At 57.1% G+C, this 22,573-nt stretch carries 17 protein-coding genes; 7 read left to right on the top strand and 10 right to left on the bottom strand.

What is annotated here, in order from left to right:
• Positions 1-212: 212 nt before the first annotated feature.
• The 4 genes from glmM to rlmE form a co-directional block, all read right to left on the bottom strand.
• On the bottom strand, positions 213-1,547 hold the full coding sequence (glmM, locus tag BM323_RS11605) for a phosphoglucosamine mutase (protein ID WP_008104307.1): 1,335 nt from the start codon (positions 1,545-1,547) through the stop codon (positions 213-215).
• 4 nt (positions 1,548-1,551) lie between these two features.
• A complete protein-coding gene (gene folP / locus BM323_RS11600; protein WP_008104309.1) occupies positions 1,552-2,385 on the bottom strand; it encodes a dihydropteroate synthase in 834 nt (277 codons plus the stop codon).
• 129 nt (positions 2,386-2,514) lie between these two features.
• On the bottom strand, positions 2,515-4,422 hold the full coding sequence (gene ftsH / locus BM323_RS11595) for an ATP-dependent zinc metalloprotease FtsH (protein ID WP_036620266.1): 1,908 nt from the start codon (positions 4,420-4,422) through the stop codon (positions 2,515-2,517).
• Between the two features lie 175 nt (positions 4,423-4,597).
• On the bottom strand, positions 4,598-5,227 hold the full coding sequence (gene rlmE / locus BM323_RS11590) for a 23S rRNA (uridine(2552)-2'-O)-methyltransferase RlmE (RefSeq protein WP_007886684.1): 630 nt from the start codon (positions 5,225-5,227) through the stop codon (positions 4,598-4,600).
• Positions 5,228-5,352: 125 nt separating this feature from the next.
• Between rlmE and yhbY the strand changes: the two genes are divergently transcribed.
• Positions 5,353-5,646: a ribosome assembly RNA-binding protein YhbY gene (yhbY, locus tag BM323_RS11585; RefSeq protein ID WP_007886683.1), complete on the top strand. Its 294-nt coding sequence runs from the start codon at positions 5,353-5,355 to the stop codon at positions 5,644-5,646.
• Positions 5,647-5,772: 126 nt separating this feature from the next.
• On the opposite strand, the gene greA is transcribed toward yhbY, so the two are convergent.
• Positions 5,773-6,249, bottom strand: a complete 477-nt coding sequence (gene greA / locus BM323_RS11580) for a transcription elongation factor GreA (protein WP_008104312.1) — start codon at positions 6,247-6,249, stop codon at positions 5,773-5,775.
• A 246-nt stretch (positions 6,250-6,495) separates the two neighbouring features.
• Between greA and dacB the strand changes: the two genes are divergently transcribed.
• Genes dacB through pmrB form a run of 3 tightly spaced genes read left to right on the top strand, consistent with a single transcriptional unit; the run spans position 6,496 to position 9,649 of the window.
• Positions 6,496-7,929, top strand: coding sequence for a serine-type D-Ala-D-Ala carboxypeptidase (gene dacB / locus BM323_RS11575; protein ID WP_036648341.1), 1,434 nt, complete (start codon positions 6,496-6,498; stop codon positions 7,927-7,929).
• Positions 7,929-8,591: a two-component system response regulator PmrA gene (pmrA, locus tag BM323_RS11570; protein WP_008104316.1), complete on the top strand. Its 663-nt coding sequence runs from the start codon at positions 7,929-7,931 to the stop codon at positions 8,589-8,591. The genes dacB and pmrA overlap by 1 nt, the downstream gene beginning before the upstream one ends.
• Entirely contained in the window at positions 8,588-9,649 is a 1,062-nt protein-coding gene (gene pmrB / locus BM323_RS11565) for a two-component system sensor histidine kinase PmrB (protein ID WP_008104318.1), read from the top strand. Before pmrA ends, pmrB begins: the two co-directional genes overlap by 4 nt.
• Positions 9,650-9,655: 6 nt before the next feature.
• On the opposite strand, the gene BM323_RS11560 is transcribed toward pmrB, so the two are convergent.
• Positions 9,656-11,926 carry a TonB-dependent siderophore receptor gene (locus tag BM323_RS11560; protein WP_008104320.1) on the bottom strand — a complete coding sequence of 757 codons (2,271 nt, stop codon included), beginning with the start codon at positions 11,924-11,926 and terminating at the stop codon, positions 9,656-9,658.
• A 259-nt stretch (positions 11,927-12,185) separates the two neighbouring features.
• Here BM323_RS11560 and fes point away from each other — a divergent pair, with 259 nt between their 5' ends.
• Complete coding sequence (gene fes, locus BM323_RS11555; protein WP_008104322.1) at positions 12,186-13,415, top strand: enterochelin esterase; 1,230 nt, start codon at positions 12,186-12,188, stop codon at positions 13,413-13,415.
• Complete coding sequence (locus tag BM323_RS11550) at positions 13,400-17,311, top strand: enterobactin synthase subunit F (RefSeq protein WP_008104323.1); 3,912 nt, start codon at positions 13,400-13,402, stop codon at positions 17,309-17,311. The genes fes and BM323_RS11550 overlap by 16 nt, the downstream gene beginning before the upstream one ends.
• Before the next feature lie 80 nt (positions 17,312-17,391).
• Here the strand turns inward: BM323_RS11550 and BM323_RS11545 are convergent, their stop codons facing one another.
• Genes BM323_RS11545 through fepD form a run of 3 tightly spaced genes read right to left on the bottom strand, consistent with a single transcriptional unit; the run spans position 17,392 to position 20,158 of the window.
• Complete coding sequence (locus BM323_RS11545; RefSeq protein ID WP_008104324.1) at positions 17,392-18,192, bottom strand: ATP-binding cassette domain-containing protein; 801 nt, start codon at positions 18,190-18,192, stop codon at positions 17,392-17,394.
• The gene (gene fepG, locus BM323_RS11540) at positions 18,189-19,172 is read right to left on the bottom strand and encodes an iron-enterobactin ABC transporter permease (protein ID WP_008104326.1); all 984 of its coding nucleotides are present in this window, start codon (positions 19,170-19,172) and stop codon (positions 18,189-18,191) included. Before fepG ends, BM323_RS11545 begins: the two co-directional genes overlap by 4 nt.
• Positions 19,169-20,158: a Fe(3+)-siderophore ABC transporter permease gene (gene fepD, locus BM323_RS11535; RefSeq protein WP_071531648.1), complete on the bottom strand. Its 990-nt coding sequence runs from the start codon at positions 20,156-20,158 to the stop codon at positions 19,169-19,171. Before fepD ends, fepG begins: the two co-directional genes overlap by 4 nt.
• Before the next feature lie 141 nt (positions 20,159-20,299).
• Here fepD and entS point away from each other — a divergent pair, with 141 nt between their 5' ends.
• Positions 20,300-21,550 carry an enterobactin transporter EntS gene (gene entS, locus BM323_RS11530; protein WP_008104329.1) on the top strand — a complete coding sequence of 417 codons (1,251 nt, stop codon included), beginning with the start codon at positions 20,300-20,302 and terminating at the stop codon, positions 21,548-21,550.
• Here the strand turns inward: entS and fepB are convergent.
• A complete protein-coding gene (gene fepB, locus BM323_RS11525) occupies positions 21,545-22,510 on the bottom strand; it encodes a Fe2+-enterobactin ABC transporter substrate-binding protein (RefSeq protein WP_008104331.1) in 966 nt (321 codons plus the stop codon). The two genes, entS and fepB, sit on opposite strands and share 6 nt — an antisense overlap.
• Positions 22,511-22,573 lie beyond the last annotated feature (63 nt).

Below are 22,573 nucleotides of genomic sequence, written 5' to 3'. Positions count from 1 at the left end.
ACCTGTTTCCTTGCGCGTTATCTGCACAGTTAAAGCTTCAACCAATATCGATGGGGAGTCTCGTCATCACCCATCAGAAGCGGGTGTGAATACTAACCAAAGGCACATACCTCTGCAAGTGCAATTTTCACCATCGCTTTCGATTGCGGAAAAAAGCACCATCCCGGTGATTTTGCAGGCGGAAAGTACAAAATCTCTCCGCCTGAAACAACTTAAACCGCTTTTACTGCATCCGCGATTTTGTGCGCCAGCGCGCTGACCTGCGCCTCATCTTCGCCTTCCACCATCACACGAATCAGTGGCTCTGTGCCGGATTTGCGCAGCAACACACGACCACGCCCCGCCAGCGTTTTTTCAGCTTCTGCAGTCACTGCTTTCACGCTCTCGCTTTCCAGTGGATCGTGCTCGCCAGCGAAACGCACATTGACCAAAATCTGCGGCAGCATTTTCATGCCGCTGCACAGATCATGGAGCGTCATATGGTTGCGCACGATTGCAGTGAGCACTTGCAAACTTGCCACGATGCCGTCGCCGGTGGTGGTTTTATCCAGCAGAATGACGTGACCAGAGTTTTCCGCGCCTAAACGCCAGCCCTTCTCCTGCATTTTTTCCAGCACATAGCGGTCGCCCACTTTCGCACGGGTGAATGGAATTCCCAGCTGTTTCAGCGCCAGTTCCAGACCCATGTTACTCATCAGCGTGCCGACCACGCCGCCGCGCAGTTGGCCCTGACGCAGCCCTTCGCGTGCAATGATGTAGAGAATCTGATCGCCATCGACTTTATGACCTAAATGGTCAACCATCATGATGCGGTCGCCATCGCCGTCGTAAGCCAGTCCGAGATCGGCCTTCTCTTCCAACACGCGATGCTGCAGCAGACGCAAATCGGTCGCACCGCAATCTTTGTTGATGTTCATGCCATCCGGCTGCACGCCGATAGCAATCACAGTCGCACCCAGCTCACGCAGCACATTAGGCGCAATGTGGTAAGTCGCGCCGTTAGCGCAATCAACCACAATCTTCAGCCCATTCAGGCTCAGCTCGCTGGGGAACGTCCCTTTACAGAATTCGATGTAACGACCTGCGGCATCGACAATGCGGCTGGCGCGGCCCAGTTCAGCTGACTCCACGCAGGTGATCGGCTTTTCCATCTCCAGCTCAATGGCTTCTTCGACTTCGTCCGGCAGCTTGGTGCCTTCAGCAGAGAAGAATTTGATGCCATTGTCGTCGAAGGGATTATGCGAAGCCGAAATCACGATGCCGGCTTCAGCGCGGAAAGTGCGTGTCAGATAAGCAATAGCAGGCGTCGGCATCGGACCGGTGAAGGCTGCAGATAATCCCGCCGCCGCCAGACCCGCTTCCAGCGCCGATTCCAGCATATAGCCTGAAATACGCGTATCTTTACCAATCAATACTTTGCGTGAACCCTGACGCGCCAGCACCTTACCGGCCGCCCAGCCCAACTTGAGAACAAAATCAGGGGTAATCGGTGCTTCACCGACTTTGCCGCGAATACCATCTGTACCGAAATATTTACGATTACTCATGCCTTTATCCTTTTGCTCTCCGTGTCGCTTCGACGACGCGCATCGCTTCGACAGTCTCTTTCACATCATGCACGCGAATAATTTGCGCCCCTTGCATGGCGGCAATCACCGCACAGCTGAGGCTTCCGGTCAGGCGCTGCGCCGGACCGACATTTAGCAACTGACCAACCATCGACTTCCGCGACATCCCGACCAACAGTGGTAAGCCGTAATGGTGGAAATGGCTCAGATTGGCCAGCAGTTCATAGTTGTGGCTGAGATTCTTACCGAAACCGAAGCCAGGATCGAGCAGCAGATTATCTTTTTTGATACCGGCTGCTTCACATCGCGCAATCTGCGCAGCGAAGTAAGCGTCCACTTCGCTCACGATGTGGCTATATTCCGGTGCCTGCTGCATGGTGCGCGGTTCACCTTGCATGTGCATCAAACACACCGGCAAACCGGTTTCTGCTGCCGCTGCCAGAGCGCCCGGTTCAGACAGGGAACGAATGTCATTGATAATGTGAGCGCCCACTCGCGCCGCTTCACGGATCACTTCTGGCTTGGAAGTATCTACGGAAATCCACACCTCAAAACGCTGCGCGATGGCTTCCACCACCGGAATGACGCGTGCCAGCTCTTCCTCCACGCTGACTTCATCAGCGCCCGGACGTGTTGATTCACCGCCAACATCAATGATGGTGGCACCGGCATTCACCATTTCATTGGTGTGCGTCAGCGCATCAACCAGCGTGTTGTGGCTTCCACCATCAGAGAAAGAGTCCGGCGTGACATTCAAAATACCCATCACATGGGGAAAAGAGAGATCGAGATGGGAATCACGGGCGAACAACTTCATGGCGAGAATCTCCTTGAGGAATCACTGAATCGCAGAATGTAAAAAACCCCGGACTTGCCGGGGTTTGCATTGTAACAAGTATTGCGGCTGCAAATCTGACGGTGAGCTACGCATCCCGCCAGAACGCCATCACATGATCTTGTCTGAACCCGGAGTTTTCGGGTCATCAACAGGACGTGGAGCCTGGGTAGAGTCGCCATTACCCACAGCAACTTTCGCCTCTTCCCAACCTGCTGGTGGACGCACTTCGCGGCGTGCCATCAGATCGCTGATTTGCGGTGCATCGATGGTCTCATACTTCATCAGCGCGTCTTTCATCGCGTGAAGGATGTCCATGTTTTCATTCAGAATACGGCGTGCACGCTGATAGTTGGTATCGATAAGGTGTTTAACTTCCTGATCGATAATGCGCGCCGTTTCATCTGACATATGTTTTGCTTTCGCCACTGAACGACCGAGGAATACTTCACCCTCTTCTTCAGCGTAAAGCAATGGACCCAGCTTCTCAGAGAAGCCCCACTGCGTAACCATGTTGCGCGCTACGCTGGTTGCCATTTTGATGTCAGATGAAGCACCGGTAGAAACATAGTCAGGACCATAAATGATCTCTTCCGCCAGACGTCCGCCGTAAGCCACAGAAATACGGCTTTCCAGCTTCTGACGGTTGGCGCTGATTTCATCGCCCACTGGCAAGAAGAAGGCCACACCCAGTGCACGACCACGCGGGATGATGGTGACCTTGTGCACCGGATCGTAACCCGGAACCAGCGTACCGACGATCGCGTGACCCGCTTCATGATAGGCCGTCGATTCTTTCTGCTCTTCGGTCATCACCATGGAGCGACGTTCTGCACCCATCATGATTTTGTCTTTGGCTTTTTCAAACTCAACCATCGAAACCACACGCTTGTTGCCGCGAGCAGCAAACAGCGCAGCTTCGTTGACCAGGTTAGCCAAATCCGCACCGGAGAAGCCAGGCGTACCACGTGCGATGACTGAAGGATCCATATCGGTTGCCAGCGGCACACGACGCATATGGACTTTCAGAATCTGCTCACGACCACGCACGTCTGGCAGACCGACGACAACCTGACGGTCAAAGCGGCCTGGACGCAGCAGCGCCGGGTCAAGTACGTCTGGACGGTTAGTTGCCGCGATAACGATGATGCCTTCATTACCTTCAAAGCCATCCATCTCAACCAGCATCTGGTTCAGCGTTTGTTCACGTTCATCGTGACCACCGCCTAAACCTGCGCCACGCTGACGGCCAACCGCATCGATTTCATCGATAAAGATGATGCACGGCGCAGCTTTCTTCGCTTGTTCGAACATGTCACGCACACGAGATGCACCAACACCGACAAACATTTCAACGAAGTCAGAACCGGAAATAGTAAAGAACGGTACTTTGGCTTCGCCAGCAATCGCTTTCGCCAGCAGCGTTTTACCGGTACCCGGAGGGCCGACCATCAGGACGCCTTTTGGGATTTTACCGCCCAGTTTCTGGAAACGGCTCGGCTCACGCAGATACTCAACCAGCTCACCCACTTCTTCTTTGGCCTCATCACAACCGGCCACGTCAGCAAAAGTGGTTTTGATCTGATCTTCGGTCAGCATGCGGGCTTTGCTCTTGCCGAAGGACATCGCGCCCTTGCCGCCGCCGCCCTGCATCTGCCGCATAAAGAAGATCCACACGCCAATCAGCAGCAGCATTGGGAACCATGAGATGAAGATGGAAGCCAGCAGGCTTGGTTCTTCAGGCGGTTCGCCAACTACTTTGACGTTTTTGGTCAACAGGTTATCGAGTAACTTAGGATCGTTGACGGGGATATAGGTGGTGTATTTATTGCTGTCTTTTTTGACAACGTTAATCTCACGCCCGTTAATTCGTGCCTCGCGGACCTGATCTTGGTTCACTTCCGATAGGAAAGTTGAATAATCAACCCTACGGCCATTCGACTCGCTGGGCCCAAAGCTCTGGAATACAGACATCAGCACGACCGCGATGACTAACCAGAGAATCAGGTTTTTCGCCATGTCACTCAAGGGATTAACCTCATATTACAACGATGTTAACAGACAGCGTAGGGTACTATAGTTCCTTCATACCTGGAATCGCAGTGCGGATGATTTTGCTTGTTTACTCTGAAACTCAGAATTACACATCAGAGTAAACGCATTGGTCGTCTTGCTTTGATTCCGGCAATTCGGGCTAAAGTTTGCGCCCCGTCGCCACAATGTACACTTCGCGCGAACGTAATCGCGAAGCGTCCGGCTTACGAATTTTCACTTTCGTAAACAGGGAGCGAATTTCCCGCAGGTATTCATCGAAGCCATCTCCCTGAAACACTTTCACGACAAAACTGCCGCCTGGGGCCAGGATATCCCGACACATTTCCAGCGCCAATTCTACCAAATACATCGAACGTGGAATATCAACCGCAGGTGTACCGCTCATGTTGGGTGCCATATCAGACATCACCACCTGCACCTTTTGGTCGCCTACGCGCTCCAGTAAGGCGTTAAGTACCGCCTCATCTCGAAAATCGCCCTGCAAAAAATCAACGCCGACAATTGGATCCATTGGTAACAGATCGCAGGCGATGATACGACCACTTGATCCGATAAGCTGAACCACATATTGCGACCAACCGCCGGGTGCCGCACCGAGATCAACAACTGTCATCCCGGGTTTGAAAATCTTGTCACCCTGCTGAATTTCTTCAAGTTTAAACCAGGCACGCGAACGTAACCCTTTTTTCTGTGCCTGCAGCACATATTTATCGCTAAAGTGTTCCTGTAGCCAGCGACTGGAACTGGCCGAACGCTTTTTACCCGTCATAATTTTTCCAATTAAATCGTCATCGTAGCGATAAATCAGCACGCAATGGTCGCGTTGATTTGGCGATATACCCGAGATGGCGGTAGAATGTACCGTTTTCAATCCCTGAGTAAGCAAAAAATACGATGAATCTGAGTACCAAACAAAAACAGCACCTGAAAGGCCTTGCCCATCCGCTTAAGCCGGTTGTCATGCTGGGCGGTAATGGCCTGACCGAAGGCGTGCTCGCCGAAATCGAACTGGCGCTCGAGCATCACGAATTGATCAAGGTAAAAATTGCCTCGGAAGATCGTGAAACTAAGCAGCTGATCGTGGACGCTATCGTGCGTGAGACTAAAGCAGGCAACGTACAGGTAATCGGCAACACGCTGGTGCTGTATCGCCCTGCCAAAGAGCGTAAAATTACTCTTCCGCGTTAATCATGCCTTTAAAGGCGGCGACGGGCAAAGAAAGTGCCACGCTCCTGCATGTGATAAAAGGCCGCAATGCGGCCTTTTTCCTTTCTTTACAAAATGCAGCGACATATTGCAAAGCGTAGCAATATCTTAAAGGTATTCCACCTTCAGGACTTCATATTCCACATCCCCGCCCGGGGTTTTCACAATCGCGACATCGTCTGCTGATTTTCCAACCAATCCACGCGCCATCGGCGAATTCACTGAAATCAGGTTCTGTTTGAAGTCAGCTTCATCGTCACCCACGATGCGATAGGTGAACTCTTCATCCGTATCCACATTGAGGATGGTCACGGTAGCGCCAAAAATCACGCGACCGGTTTTCGGCATGGCAGTCACATCAATGACTTGCGCATTAGAAAGCTTGGCTTCGATCTCCTGAATACGACCCTCGCAGAAACCCTGTTCTTCGCGAGCCGCATGATATTCGGCATTCTCTTTCAAATCGCCGTGCTCACGGGCTGTGGCGATGGAGGCGATAATGCGCGGACGCTTCACGGATTTCAGTTCGTTCAGCTCTTCGCGTAGCTTCTCAGCGCCTTTCAACGTCATCGGAATCTGATTCATTTTGGCTCCTCGTCATCTATCCTGGTTAACGGCGTCATCCTGACCGGTGACAGCAGAAAACTGCTTCTGCGGCGCGTTACCTCTTTTCACAAGCAAAAGAAGCCTGACCGGGAAAGCTTTCCGGGTCAGGTTCGGTTTTGCATTTTGATACGTATTTTACCCCAGAGTTCCCTGTGGGTCATCGTTTACTTTGCACCGTCCGGGGACGTAGTATTGACGCCCTCACCCGTCAGTTACCGCGAGATTATGCGATTTTCACGACTTGTTACCGGATTAACCTGTGCGTTTATGCTGCAGGCACAAGCAGCCCCCGTTGATGAATACATGCAGTATTTGCCAGACGGCGCAAACCTGGCGCTGATGGTACAAAAAGTGGGCGCATCCACCCCAATAATCGATTATCACGGCAAACAGATGGCGTTACCGGCCAGCACCATGAAAGTGGTGACAGCGCTGGCGGCTTTGTTAGAACTCGGGCCCGATTTCCGTTTCCAGACCACCATGGAGACCAAAGGTGCGGTTAACGATGGCACCTTGAATGGCGATTTAGTAGCGCGTTTTGGCGGCGATCCCACGCTGGGTCGCCAGGATCTGCGCAACATGGTTGCCGCGCTGAAAAAGCAGGGCATCACCCATATCAAGGGCAACCTGGTGATCGACACCTCGGTGTTTGCCAGCCACGATATGGCGCCAGGCTGGCCGTGGAACGATCTGACGCAGTGCTTCAGCGCGCCGCCGGGCGCGGCAATCGTCGATAAAAACTGTTTCTCGGTTTCGCTGTATAGCGCCAACACGCCGGGCGAAAACGCCTTTGTGCGTATCGCTTCCTATTATCCGGCTCACATGTTTAGTCAGGTGCGCACCATTGGTCGCAACAGCGGTGACGGACAATATTGCGAGCTGGATGTCGTACCAGGCGAGCTCAATCGCTACACCTTAACCGGCTGCATGCGCCAACGTTCAGAGCCGCTGCCGCTGGCATTTGCCGTGCAGGATGGTGCTGCGTGGGCCGGTGAGATTCTTAAAGCCGAGCTGCGCGCCGCCGACATTGATTACAGCGGGCATCTGGTTCGCCAGTCGCAAGTGACGTCGCCGGGTACCGTGTTGGCTTCGACGCAATCAGCGCCGCTGCACACACTGCTGCACACCATGCTGAAGAAGTCGGACAATATGATTGCCGATACCGTGTTCCGCACCATCGGCCATCACTACTTCAACGTGCCGGGCACCTTCCGCGCGGGTTCGGATGCGGTACGTCGCATTCTGCGCGAAAAAGCCGGTGTCGATCTCGGCAACAGCATTCAGGTCGATGGTTCCGGCCTGTCGCGTCATGACCTGATCGCGCCAGACACCATGATGCAAGTACTGCAATACATTGCGAAAAATGATTCAACGCTGAATTACATTTCGATGTTGCCGCTGGCCGGTTACGACGGCACGCTGCAATATCGCGGCGGTCTGCACGAAGCAGGACTGGATGGCAAAGTATCTGCGAAAACCGGTTCGCTGCAGGGCGTCTATAATCTGGCAGGATTCATCACCACCTCCAGCGGTGCGCGCGTCGCCTTTGTCCAGTTCCTGTCCGGCTATGCTGTGCCGCCGGAAGATCAGAAAACGCGCCGCATTCCACTGGTACGTTTTGAGAGCCGCCTCTATACGGATATCAACAAGAACAACTGATGAAACTGCTAATTGTTGAAGATGATGCACTATTGCAATCGGGCCTTGCGCAGGCACTAAGCTCGCAGGGCTACGCCATCGACTGCGCCAGCACGGCTGCAGAGAGCAATGCGCTGCTGCGTAGCGGACAATACAGCCTGATCGTGCTCGATCTCGGCTTGCCGGATCGCGATGGTGCTTCGCTGCTGCGTCAGTGGCGACGCGACGGCATTGCGGTGCCGGTGCTGATCCTCACGGCGCGCGATGCGCTGGAGGATCGCGTTGATGGTCTGGATGCCGGCGCTGATGATTATCTGGTGAAGCCGTTTGCGCTGGTCGAGTTACAGGCACGCGTGCGAGCGCTGATTCGCCGTTATCAGGGCCACAGCGATAACCTGCTGCAGCAAGGCGATCTGACGCTCAATCTCAGTTCGCAGCAGGTCTTGCTGGAAGCGATCCCGCTGGAGATCACGCCAAAAGAGTTCGCGTTGCTCACCCGCTTACTGATGCGCGTGGGGCAAAACGTGCACCGCGAAACGCTGCAGCAGGATCTTTACAGCTGGAATGACGATCCCGGTTCCAACACCCTTGAAGTTCACATCCACAATTTACGTCGCAAGCTCGGGAAAGATCGCATCAAAACCGTGCGCGGCGTCGGTTACCGTCTGGAAATCCGCGAATGAACAGCATGCGTCAGCGGTTACTGATTATGCTGGCGCTGATTCTCCTCACCTGTCAGGTGATGAGCGCCATCTGGCTGTGGCATGAAAGCCGCGAGCAGATCAGTTTTTTGGTCAACGAAACGCTCTCGGCGCAGGCGCGTAACGATCGCGTGGAAAACGAGATCCGTGAGGCGATTGCCTCGTTGCTGCTGCCTTCCTTAGTGATGGTCGCCCTCACCTTGCTGCTGTCGTTTTGGGCGATAAACTGGATTATCCGTCCGCTGAAATCGCTGCAGGACAGCCTTGCGCATCGTTCAGCGGATAACCTGACGCCATTGCCGATCTACTCCGAAATGGATGAGATCGTGGCGGTAACCACTTCGATCAACCAACTGTTTTCACGCCTCGATCACACCTTGCAGCAGGAACGCCTATTCACCGCCGATGCCGCGCACGAGTTGCGTACGCCGCTGGCCGGATTACGCCTGCATCTCGAGCTGCTCCACCAGCAGAACGTGCCGCAGAGCGAGATGCTGATTGAACGCATCGATCAGCTGATGCACACCGTGGAACAGCTTTTAATGTTATCGCGCGCCGGACAAGCGCTGGCGGGCGGTCACTATCAGCAGTTGCAGTGGCAACAAGACATCATGCAACCGCTGAAACCAGAAATGGCCGAGATGTATCAACAGCGTCAGCAAATCCTGCACTGGCCGCAGAATAACGATGTGCCGCAGCAAGGCGAAGCGGTGCTGCTGCGCCTGATGCTGCGCAATCTGCTGGAAAACGCCTCGCGCTATAGCCCGGAAGGCAGCGAAGTCACGGTAAAGATGCAGCAGGACAAGCAGCAGGTGATTATCGAAGTGTGGGATCAAGGTCCGGGCATTGAAGCCGCCGCCGCGGAAGAGCTGACGCAAGCGTTTCGTCGTCGCGATCAGCGTTACGGCGGCAGCGGTTTGGGTCTGAATATCGTACTGCGCATCGTGCAGATGCATCGCGGCAGGCTGGAATTGGTCAATCGTGAAGATCGCAGCGGGCTGATTGCCCGCTGCTATTTACCGCATCAACTAATTGGCTAAACGCCGTTAGAAGTGGGTATTCAGGCTCATAAAGTAAGTACGACCGGATTCGTTGTAAGTATTGGCGCCGGCACCATACAGATAAGAGTTGGTGTTGGCGTTACCGGTGGTTTGCGCATTACCTTCGCGATAGTGACGTTTATCGAACAGGTTATCGATGCCCACCGTGACGCTGGCGTACTTGTTGATATCGTAAGTACCGCTCATGCCGATAATTGAGTAAGGACTCACTTTATCCGTTGCGCTGCCGGTAGAAATATTCCCTTTGTAATCATACTTCTTCGGCGTCTGCGTGCCGTACCAGGTCAGCGTGGTTTGCAGCGACAGATCCTGCATCGCCTGCCAGCTCAGCGTCGAGTTCAGCGTGTACTCCGGAATCACCGATAAACGATCGCCGGTCTCTTTATTCTTACTCTGCAGCATATAAGTGAAGTTATTGTTCCACGTCACGCTGTCGGAGAACGGCACGTTGACGGTGCCTTCCAGCCCTTCCACCACCGCTTTCGGTACGTTTTCCCACTTATAAATATCAGTGGTGCCATTGGACGCTTTGCTGACTGGCGAGTAACCGGCTTCGATCTTGTTACGATAATCGTTGCGGAACCAGGTCAAACCGGCCTGATAACCTTCATGTTTCCACTCCAGACCAATCTCTTTGTTGATGCTGTTTTCTGCTTTCAGATCGCTGTTACCTTGCAGATAACAGGCGCCGGTGCTGGCCGCACAACCCTGACCATTGCTGTACAGCAAGTAGTTCGGGTTGGTTTGATACAGGCTCGGCGCTTTATAGGCGCGCCCAATCCCCATCTTCAGCGTGAAGTCATCGCCCAAACCTTGCGACAGGTTGAGCGACGGGCTCCAGTTATTGCCAACAATTGAGTGATGATCGAAACGCAGGCTTGGCGTCAGCATGGTGCTGTCGGTCAGCTCCATGTTGTCTTCCGCAAACAGCGAGAAAATCTCTGCCTGGGAATAGGGGCTGCGGCCGGTGTTATCGATGCCCGGCACCGAACCGTAGTTCGCCGCCTGCGTGTTGGAAGAACCGTCTTTCATGCGCTGCTGGTTCCATTCGGTACCCAGCGTCGCGGTTTGGTTAAACAGCAGTTCAAATGGAATGCTAACTTCGCTATGCAGCAGCACATCATCCAGTTGAATGGTGTTGAAGCCGCTGTTGGAGAAGATGCCTTCGGTGCCGCCCGCCAAACCTTCATTGATGCGCGAGTTGCGGGTTTTCTCGTAGCGCGCGTAAGTGTTGGTGCTGACGCCGTTATCCCATGCGCCGGTCCATTTCAATGAAATGTTCTGGCGATACAGGCGGTTAGTTTCGTCACCGTACATGCTTTTCACCAGCGCGCTGGTGTTGGTGTTCTGCGTGTCACCCGCATACAGATTGCCCTGACGGCTGAAACCGCCCTGCAGCTCCAGCGTCTGCATCGGCGCAAACGCCCAGCTCAGCAATGCATTGATATCTTTATTAACCGAGCCTTCACGACCCGCCGGATAGCTGCCTGCATAGGTTCCGGTACGTGCAGCCGCATGCCCTTCGTTGATGTCATAGGCATCGGCCTGGGTTTTGGCTAAACCGCCGTACAAGCGGAAGTTGAAATCATCGCCCAGCGGCCCTTCGAGACTGAAGTTGGTGCGCTTGGTCGCGCCTTCCGCTTTATGTTCCGGCACGTTGAAATAGGTGTTCCAGGAACCGTGCCACTGCTGATCGGTCTGTTTTTTGGTGATGATATTCACCACGCCGCCCGCTGCACCGTTGCCGTAACGCACCGCTGCCGGTCCGCGAATCACGTCGATGTGATCGATCATCTCCGGCGGCACCCAGTTGGTATCGCCACGCGTATCACGCTCGCCACGCCAGCCAAGGCGCACCGAGTTGCGGCTGGTGATCGGCATGCCATCCACCATGATCAGGGTGTTTTCCGGGCCCATGCCGCGAATATCGATCTGGCGATTGTTACCGCGCTGGCCGCTGGTGGAGTTGCCGGTCAGGTTCACGCCTGGCATGGTTCGGATAATTTCGGACACATCGCGTGCTGGCGGATGTTTTTTGATCTCGTCGGCGGTAATGGTTGAGACGCCCGGCGCTTGCAGGTTCTGTTGCTGCGCGGTGACCATCAAGGTGCCGCCGTCCATTGATTGTGCGTCAGTGGTGCTCGCTGAGGTTTTGCTGGATGAAGTCTCCGCTGCCCAGGCGCTGCTGGAAAGCAGTGAGGCGCTGAGCCCCAGTTCAATCAGAATGGCTAATGATAACCTTGAGTAATTTTTCATTTTATACGTTCCTGGATGGCCAGCGAAAAGCCGTTGGATGCTTAACTGGCGAGCCGGTGAGAAGATCCCTGTCCATATCGCGCCCAGTTCCAGACCCTTCAAACCATCCGTAGCGCAACCTTACCGAACGGTAAGCATCAGGCGGAACAGGCGTGCTCATTTTTGAGCGCAGTCACCCTATTGCAAATGCAAATTATTATCAATAGTATTATTCATCAAGCTTATGTAAATCTCCGCGTAAACACCGACTGGCAGCCCTATGACCTGGCGAAATGATGTAACCGGCAGTGAAGCCTGGTGGCAGGCGCAACAATCCCAAGGCATTCCCCGCATTGAGTTAGCAGACGATGGCCAATGTCAGGTCACCTTCTTCTGGCGTGACCCGCAAGGCGATGAAACGCAATCGTCGACCCAGCGCGTGTGGATCAACATTACCGGCGTGACCGATCACCACCAGCGCCGCCCGCCGCAGTCGTTAATGCGCGTGGCAGGCACCAATGTTTGGTATTGGCAGACTTCGCTGCCCGCTAACTGGCGCGGCAGTTACTGTTTGATGCCCGATGAGCAGGCCACCGACTTCACCGGCGTTGCCGAGATGTCCACACTGCGCAACTGGTGGCGCGACAAATTCCCGACGGCGCAGGCCGATCCTTTGAATCACTTACGTGGCTGGTCCGGTGGTCGCGGCATGGGCGTATCGCCGCTGCATCTGCCGCACGCGCCCAATCAACAGCTGTGGCAAGCGGTGGATCACGGCACAGCGCCAGCCATTGAACTGCAACAGCAGCAATGGGATAGCGCGCTATTGGGCAACAGTCGCAAGGTGTGGATTCACACCACCGGCGAGGCCAATCCCGAGCAGCGCCCGCTGGCCATCATGCTCGACGGGCAATTCTGGGCGCACAGCATGCCGATTGCTGGACCGCTGCAGCAGCTCACCGATGCCGGTTCTTTGCCGCCAGCGGTATATCTGTTTATCGACATCATCGACAGCGAACACCGCAGCCGCGAGCTGCCGTGCAACGCGCAGTTTTGGCAAGCCATTCAGCAAGAACTGTTACCGCAAATCGCACAATCAACGCCCTATCGCCAGCAGGCGGACAGCACCATCGTCGCCGGACAAAGCTTTGGTGGCCTGGCGTCGGTGTTTGCCGCGCTGCACTGGCCGGAAACTTTCGGCAACGCGCTCAGCTTGTCCGGATCCTTCTGGTGGCCGGAACGCGGCAATCCGCACGGCTGGCTGCTGCAGGCGCTAGATAGCGGTCTCGCGCCGCGCCAACCGCTGCGTTTCTGGCTCGAAGCTGGCAAACGCGAAGGCTTGATTCTGCAAGCTAATCAACAACTTCAACAGCAGCTTAGCGCTGCCGGCTATCAGGTAAATTACCAGCCGGTGGAAGGCGGCCATGACGCGCTCTGTTGGCGCGGCAGCCTGCTGAATGGCCTGCAAGCGCTGTGGAGCAAACCGGAGCATCCATGTCCGAATCTCTGATGAACATGCCTATGACCGACCATAAAACCTTGCCGTTAGTCGCGGCACAGCCCGGCATCTGGATTGCCGATCAGCTGTCACCGCACCACAACGCATACGCGGTGGCGCACTTTGTTGAACTGCGCGGTGAGATTGATAGCGCCCTGTTGGCCCAGTCGATCGTGGCGGGCATGCAGGAAGCCGACACGCTGAACATGGCATTTGGCGAAGTGGAAGGCGAAGCGTTGCAGTGGCCGCAGCCACAATCCTTTAGCCTGCCGCAGATTGTCGATTTGCGTGCTGAGGCCGATGCGCCCGCCACAGCGCGTGCGCTGATGCGTGACGACATGAATGGCGATCTGCGCGTATTGAGCGGTGCAAAATTGTGGCATCACCGCCTGTTCCGTCTCGACGATCAGCATTGGTTCTGGTATCAGCGCTATCACCATTTGGTAGTGGATGGCTTCAGCTTTACCGCGTTGACGCGCCGCATCGCCAATCTCTATACCGCAGCCGTACAGCAGCAAGCCGCTGAACCGACGCCGTTTATTCCGTTTAGCGAAGTGGTGGACGAGTATCAGCGCTATCGTGAATCCTCCTCCTTTGCGCGCGACAGCCAGTTCTGGCGCGAAAAAGGCGCGGCGCTGCCTTCACCAGCTTCGCTCTCGCCGCTGCCGCTCGCCGGACAAAATGCCAGCACCGATCTGCTGCGCCACAGCGTTACGCTGGATCGCAGCACCTTCCAGACGCTGGTTCAGCAGCATCCGCACGCCAGCGCCGCCGATCTCGCCTTTGCGCTGGTAGCGCTGTGGCTGGCGCGTCTCAGCGGGCAAAACGACTTTGCCGCCGGTTTCATCTTTATGCGCCGTATCGGCTCGGCCGCCTTGTGCGCCACCGGCCCGGTGATCAACGTATTGCCGATGGCGGTACATTACGATCCAACGCAACCGATCAGCGCGCTCGCCGCCCAGCTGGCGGGCGAAGTGAAAAAGATGCGTCGTCATCAGCGCTATGACGCTGAGCAGGTGCAGCGCGATCTCGGCCGTCTCGGCGATGGCGATCCGCTGTATGGACCGGTGATCAACCTGAAGATGTTTGATTACCAACTCGATTTCGCTGGCGTGGAGGGCATCACGCATCAACTGGCGTCCGGCCCGGTGCGCGATCTGGAAATCGCCATCTATATCAGCGAGCACGGTGAACTGACGCTGGAGCTATTGGCGAATGCCGAACGCTACAGCGAACAAACTTTGCAGCGTCACGCCAGCCGCTTTGCTCTGCTGCTCAATCAGCTGGCGCAACAGCCGCAGCGGCCGTGCGGCGAGCTCGATCTGCTCACCGCCGAAGAACATGCGCAGATTGCCGCGATCAACCAAACTGCCTATCCGCTGCCAGCTGAAACGCTCGCTTCCCTGTTAGCGCAACAGGCGGCGCTTACGCCCGATGCACCGGCGCTGGCCGATGCGCAACATCAGCTTAGCTACCGCGAAATGCAGCAGCAGGTGTTTGCGCTGGCCGCCGATCTCAGCGCCGCCGGCGTGCAGCGTGGCGATATTGTCGCCGTGGCGCTGCCGCGTTCGGTGCAACTCTCGCTGGCGCTACAGGCGATTGTTTCGCTGGGTGCCGCCTATTTGCCGCTTGATACCGGTTATCCGGATGACCGCTTACAGCTGATGCTGGAAGACGCCGCGCCGAAAACGCTGATCACCTGCGCGGCGCTTAGCGCGCGCTTCAGCGCCATCGCCTCGATCAATCAGCTGCATTTCGATGTGCTGTATAATAACCCGCATGCGCCGCAGCCGGCCAGCGCGCCGACGCCGCAGGATGGCGCCTACATCATTTACACCTCAGGTTCGACCGGCCGCCCTAAAGGCGTGCTGGTGGGGCATGAAGCCATCGTCAATCGCCTGCTATGGATGCAGGATCGCTATCCGCTGCAAGCCGATGACGTGGTGCTGCAGAAAACCCCGAGCAGTTTCGACGTTTCAGTGTGGGAATTCTTCTGGCCGCTGCTGGTCGGTGCGCAGTTGGTGATGGCACCGCCAGAAGCCCATCGCGACCCGGAAGCGCTACAGCAGTTGTTTGCCCGCTACCAAGTCACCACCACGCATTTCGTCCCCTCGATGCTGGCGGCCTTTGTTGCGGCGCTGGATGATCAACCGGCGATTGCCTGCTGCGCCAGCTTGCGCAACGTGTTCTGCAGCGGTGAAGCGTTGCCGACGGATTTATCGCGCGAATGGGAAAAACTGACGCAGGTGCCGCTGCACAATTTGTATGGCCCAACCGAAGCGGCGGTGGATGTCAGCTGGTATCCGGCGTTTGGTGATGCATTGGCCGCGGTCGAAGGCGCCAGCGTGCCGATTGGTTTTCCAGTGTGGAATACCAGCCTGCGCATCCTCGATGCCCGCATGCAGCCGGTGCCGCCGGGCGTGGCGGGCGATCTCTACTTAACCGGCGTGCAGCTGGCGCATGGCTATCTTGGCCGTCCCGATCTCACCGCCAGCCGCTTTATCGCCGATCCTTTCATGCCTGGCGAGCGCATGTATCTTACCGGCGACGTAGCGCGCTGGCTGGATAACGGCGCGGTGGAATATCTCGGCCGCAGCGACGATCAGCTGAAGATTCGCGGTCAGCGCATCGAACTGAATGAAATCGATCATGTGCTCAGCGCGCAGCCCGGCATTGAACAGGCGGTCACACACGCGGTGGTACTCGGTGGCACAGCGGCGCAAGGTGATGCGCGCCAGCTGGTCGGCTACGTGATTGCAGAGCAGCCGGTTGATAGCGACGCGCTGCGTCAGGCGCTGGCGCAACGCTTGCCCGCGCATATGGTGCCGGTGGCAATTGTGCAGCTCGATGCCTTCCCGCTCAGCAGCAACGGCAAACTGGATCGTAAAGCGCTGCCGTTGCCGGAATCTGCTGGCGTCAGCGCTGGGCGTGCCCCGCTCGCAGGGCTGGAAACCACCTTAGCCAATGCTTTCTGTCAGCTGCTGGCGCGTGAGGAAATCAGCGCGCAGGATGACTTTTTCGCCCTCGGCGGCCATTCGCTGCTGGCGATGCGCTTAGCGGCGCAGTTGCGCCGTGAACTGCAACAGCCGGTCTCGGTGGGGCAAATCATGGTGGCATCGACGGTGGAGAAACTGGCAACGCTGCTCAGTGATACGCAATCACATCAGCAAGCCGGTTTCGAAGCGGTGCTGCCGCTGCGCCAGGGCAACGGACCAACGCTGTTCTGCTTCCATCCGGCGTCGGGTTTTGCCTGGCAGTTCAGCATTCTGCAACGTTATCTCGATCAGCGCTGGTCGCTGGTCGGCATTCAGTCGCCGGATACCAACAGCCCGCTGAACCAAAGCGCGCATCTGGATGAGGTGTGCGACGCCCATCTGCAAACCCTGCGCGACGTGCAGCCGCACGGACCTTACTATTTCCTGGGCTATTCGCTGGGCGGAACTTTGGCACAAGGCATCGCGGCACGGCTGGAAGCGGCAGGTGAAGAAGTGGCGTTCCTCGGCCTGCTGGATACCTGGCCGCCGGAAACGCAAAACTGGGATGAGAAACGCGGCGAGAACGTACTGGATCCGGCGGTACTGGAAGAGGTAAATCGCGAGCGCGAGCAGTTTATCGCCGCGCAACGCCATCAGGCAGGTGAAGAGATGCGTGCGATGTTCGATACCATCGAAGCCAACTACGCCAGCTCGGTGCGCCTGCTGGCAACGGCCCGCAGCGCCCGTTTCAACGGTCGCGCCACGCTGTTCCTCGCCGAACAGACGCAGCAGCCAGGGCAAGATGCGCGCCGCGCCTGGGCGCCGTATGTCGGTGAACTGGAGGTGTGGCCGATGGATTGCGCTCACGTGGAGATCATTTCACCGCAGATGTTTGAGCAGATTGGGCCGTTGTTGCAGCGGTTGCTGGGTTAATTTGAAAGAAGGTCGCCATGAATGGCGACCCTACGCAGGGCCGGTACGATTTTGTAGGGTCGCCATTCATGGCGACCTCCTCAATTACTCCCGCGCCCCAGCGGCACAATCATCGGCGTATGCGCCACCGGGTCTTCCACAATCACGCAGCGCAAACCATACACCTGCTCGATCAACGCGGGCGTCACGATCTCCGACGGCTTCCCTTCGGCAACAATCTTCCCATAACGCATGGCGATCAAATGTGTGGCATAGCGACAAGCGTGATTAAGATCGTGCAGCACCACCACCAGCGTACGACCATGCTGCTGATTAAGATCCTGCATCAATTCCAGCAGCTCAATTTGATGGGTGATATCCAGCCAGGTCGTCGGTTCATCCAGCAGCAGTAATGGCGTTTCCTGCGCCAAAACCATGGCAATCCACACGCGCTGGCGCTGACCGCCTGATAACGTATCCACCGACTGCTGCGCCAAATCGGCCACGCCGGTGGCACGCATCGCGTTCTGCACCGCCGCTTCATCTTCCGCACGCCAGCGCCCAAACAGCGCCTGATGCGGATAGCGTCCGCGCGCCACCAGCTCGGTGACGCTAATGCCCGCTGGCGCGTTGGAACTTTGCGGCAGCAGGCCCAGACGCCGCGCCACCTCTTTAGTGGGATAGCTGGCAATGGCCGCGCCATCCAGCAACACCTCACCTTTCAGCGGCGTATGCAGGCGACTCAGCGTACGCAGCAGCGTCGATTTGCCGCAGGCGTTGGGGCCGATAATCACCGTCAGCTCACCTTGCGGAATCGCCACCGACAGATTCTCTGCCACCACCTTTTTGTCGTAGCCCAGCGTCAGGCCATCGCCGCGCAGACGTGAAGGGATCTCGGTCATTGGCGTCGCGCCTCCCGCACCAGTAAAGCAATCAGATAAAGTCCACCGAGAATGACGGTAATCACGCCAACCGGTAATTGATAAGGCAGGAACAAGTGCTGTGCGGCGAAGTCTGCGGCTATCAGTAGCAGCGCGCCGCACAACGCCGCCAGCGGCAACGCACCTTTGACGCCGCCACCGAGACGACGGGCAATCTGCGGCGCCAGCAGCGCGACAAACGAAATCGGCCCGACCAGCGCGGTAGACGCCGCCGTGAGCACCACGCCAATCAGCATCAGCCACATGCGGCTGCGCTCCACCGGCACGCCGAGCGCGCAGGCGGTGTCATCGCCCATCTCCAGTAAACGCATCCGCCGCGCCAGCAGCGCCATCAGCAGTAACGCCAGCAGCAGCACCGCAATCACCGGCGGCGTTTTCGCCCAGGTAATGCCGTTGAGCGATCCGGCGCTCCACAAGCCCGCACTCAGCGCCGACTCCAGCGAAGCGCTGATAATCAGCCATGAGTTCAACGCCATCAGCAGCGCTCGCACGCTGATGCCGACGATAATCAGGCGGAAGGTTTCCACGCCGTTGCGCCAGGCAAACAGATAGACCAGCGCCGCCGTGGCAATGCCGCCAATCAAAGCTGCGCCGGTCATCGCCGTGACGCTTTGATTAAACAGCACCAGCGCCACCAGCACGCCGCTGTATGCGCCGGTGTTGAAGCCAAGAATGTCCGGGCTGCCGAGCGGATTGCGCAGCAGCGACTGGAAAACCGCGCCGCTGATGCCTAACGCGGCACCAATCAACAGCGCCATCAGCACGCGCGGCAGACGCCACTCCAGCACGATCAGCTTGACGTTGCTTGCGCCCTGCCCGAGCAGAATTTGCCAAATTTGTTCACCGCTGATCTGCAATGCGCCGCGCGTCATCGCCAGATAAGCCAGCAGAGCGCAGGCGCACAGCAGCCAAAGCGTATGAAGCCAGAGACGACGCGTCATAGTGCACCCCGACCCAATTTACGGCGCACCAGCATAATCAGCATCGGCGCACCGAGCATCGCCGTAACAATGGAAACCCGCAGCTCGCCCGCCACCAGCAGGCGGCCAAGGATATCGGCGGCGAGCAGCAGAATCGGCGTGACCAGCGCGGTGGCGGGCAGCATCCAGCGGTGATCGTTACCCACCAGCCAGCGGGCAAAGTGCGGCGTCATCAAACCAACAAAGGCTATTGGGCCGACCGCCGCCGTAGCTGCGCCGCACAGCAGCGCAATCGCCAACAGGCCAAGCAGTTGGGTGCGCGCCACTCGCGTACCGAGCGCGGTCGCCATGTCGCCGCCCATACTCAAACTGTTCAGCGCCTGCGACAGCGCAATGGCCACCACGCTGCCGATCAGTACCGCCGGGAACAGCGTGCGCAGCGTGGAGAAGTTGCGAATATCCAGCGAACCGCTGTGCCAGAAACGCAGATGATCGTAGATGTCAGGATTGAGCAGTGACAGGCCAGAAGTTAATCCATCCAGCACCGCGCCCAGCGCCACGCCGGCCAGCGTCAGACGCACCGGATTGACGCGCCCGCCGCCAATCGCGCCGGTCATCGCCACCAGCACGGAAGCCAACAGCGCGCCGCCAAAGGCGAAGCCGAGCCAATCTACCGGCGAGTCAGCACCGAACAGCGCAATACCAATCACCACCGCGAAACCGGCTCCGGCGTTAACGCCAAGAATGCCGGGATCGGCCAGCGGATTGCGCGTCAGGCTCTGCATTAATGCACCGGCGAGGCCGAGCGCCACGCCCGCCAGCAAACCGGTCAGCGTACGCGGCAGGCGCGCGTCACGCACAATGACGCACTCCGCGCTGTTACAGGATGTGGTAAGCGAATGATAAACATCGGGAAGCGGTATCGATTTTGCCCCCAGCATTAAGCTGAGCGCGATGAGAAGCAAGAGCAGAATCCCTGAGCCTGCTAATGCACGTATCTGGCGCATAGCGTTCTAAACCTTCACTGTTCAACGTCGTCGCATGCGCGATGTAACTTGATAATGGTTATCGTTATTACTCGCGTTTAGCTATGTTACCATGACTCGCCTCGCGGACGATGAGGAAAATTGGTGCAATAAGGCGAACACATGAACAAATCTTCCCACTTTATCGATCTCTCACTGCTGAAAACCCATCCGGCTTTTCGCGCGGTGTTTATCGCGCGTTTTATCTCGATTGTCGCGCTCGGCATGCTCGCCGTGGCAGTGCCGGTGCAGATCCAGCACCTGACAAATTCACCGCTGCTGGTGGGATTGGCGGTGACGCTGGCCGCTGCGGGCATGTTTATCGGCCTGCTCACCGGCGGCGTATTGGCGGATCGCCATGAACGCAAAAAGCTGATTCTGTTTGCCCGATCCACCTGCGGCTTAGGTTTTATCGCGCTGGCCATCAACGCCGCGCTGCCAGAACCCTCTTTGATCGCGGTTTATCTGCTCGGTTTCTGGGATGGCTTTTTCGGCGCGATTGGCGTCACCGCGCTGCTGGCGGCGACACCCGCGCTGGTCGGCAGGGAAAACATTATGCAGGCGGGCGCGATCACCATGTTGACGGTGCGCTTCGGCTCGATTTTATCGCCGGCGATTGCCGGTCTGGTGATTGCGCATGGCGGCGTAACCTGGAACTACGCCCTCGCCGCCTTTGGCACTTTGCTTACCGTGTTAACGCTGCTGAAATTGCCAACCTTGCCGCCTCCGCCGCAGCCGCGTGAACATCCGCTGAAATCCCTCGCCGCTGGCGTGCAGTTTCTTTTCGCCAGCCCGATTGTCGGCATGGTGGCGCTGATTGGCGCATTAGTGACGCTGGCCAGCGCGGTGCGCGTGCTCTATCCATCACTCGCGCCGCATTGGTCAGTGAGCGCGGACCAGCTTGGCCTGATGTATGCCGCCGTGCCGCTCGGAGCGGCGATCGGCGCATTCACCAGCGGTAAGCTTAAGCACGCCGCGCGTCCCGGACAGCTGGTGCTCGGCAGCGCGATTGCGGCGTTTATCGCGCTGGGTTTGTTTAGCCTGATGCCGAACCTGCCGCTGGCGTTAGCCTGTTTAGTCGCCTTCGGTTACTTCAGCGCCATCAATAGCCTGGTGCAGTACGCGATGATTCAGGCATTAACGCCGGATCATCTGTTAGGCCGTATCAACGGCTTGTGGACCGCGCAGAACGTGACCGGCGATGCGATTGGTGCGGCGGTGATTGGTGCGATGGGTTCATGGTTGCAGCCACCGCAGGCCGCCGCCGTATTTGGCTTTGCGGCGGCGCTGCTGGGCATATTGATGTGGTTGGTGATGGGCCGTTTACGTCGTTACCATCCGCCAGCGCCTGAGCTGGCGGAACAGGCATCATGATTTAACAAACAGCTTTTCCAGACGCGCCAGCAGATTGCTGGCGCTGTAGTAATCGAGACGGAACGAATCGACGCCCAGCTCGTACACCTGCTTGTTCTGCACCGCAGCGTTTTGCGCGAGGAACGGATTTCCTAGCACCGATTGCGTGGTTTTATCGTCAGCGGCAAACAGCAGGAAGGTTTTCCCGGTCAGGCCGCTGGCAACGTTTTCGCCCGACAGCTGAATGATATCTTTGCGCTGCCCCATGTTGTGGCCCTGCTCAACCGTCGCCGGTGGCGTTGCCAGGGTAAAGCCAAGTTGTTCCAGCAGCTTGCCCTGCGCTGAAGCTGCGGTCCACAGATTGACCGCGCGCCCGCCACCGTTCCACACCATAGCGGAGACCGGCTGCGGTGGCAGCGTGATGGCTTTTTTCAGCGCTGCTTCACGATCGTCGAAGGCTTTGATGCGCTGCGCCGCCTGCGCTTCGTGACCGCTCGCCTTGCCTAACAGCGTCACAACATCCTGCCAGCTTTTGTCGTCGTAATTGACCACCAACGTCGGTGCAATAGCCGAAAACTGTTCGGCGAGCTTGATGGCAGAATCGTTGCCGGTAGCGCTGACGATGATCAGATCCGGCGCTTGCGCAGCAACCGCTTCGGTATTGGGTTCACCGATATACAGACGTTGAAGATGCTGCTTTTTGGCAACATCGCTCCATTGACGGAAGAAACCCTGATCGTCAGCCAGACGACTGTTCGGCGCGGTCGCGCCGGAAGCGATGACCGGCGCATCAATGGCCAGCAGCGAGCCGGTCAGCGTGACGCTGGTCGAGACAATGCGCTGCGGCGCGTGATTGAGGGTGATCGATCCGTTGGCGCCCTGCACGGTGCGCGGCCAACCTTGTTCGGCATGGGCGATGCTGGTGAAAATCTGGAAAACACATATAAGGGCTGCAATGCCCCAAAAACCGCATTTATTCATAAGTTTTGGTCCACTTTTTAGCATATTGCCCTGCTTAGCGTCAGCGCCTGATTACGTTTAAAC

The sequence above is a fragment of the Pantoea sp. YR525 genome (genome assembly GCF_900116775.1).
GTDB lineage: Bacteria > Pseudomonadota > Gammaproteobacteria > Enterobacterales > Enterobacteriaceae > Pantoea > Pantoea symbiotica.
Note: the sequence above shows the minus strand (reverse complement) of the source record. Positions and strands in the feature narration are given on the sequence as shown.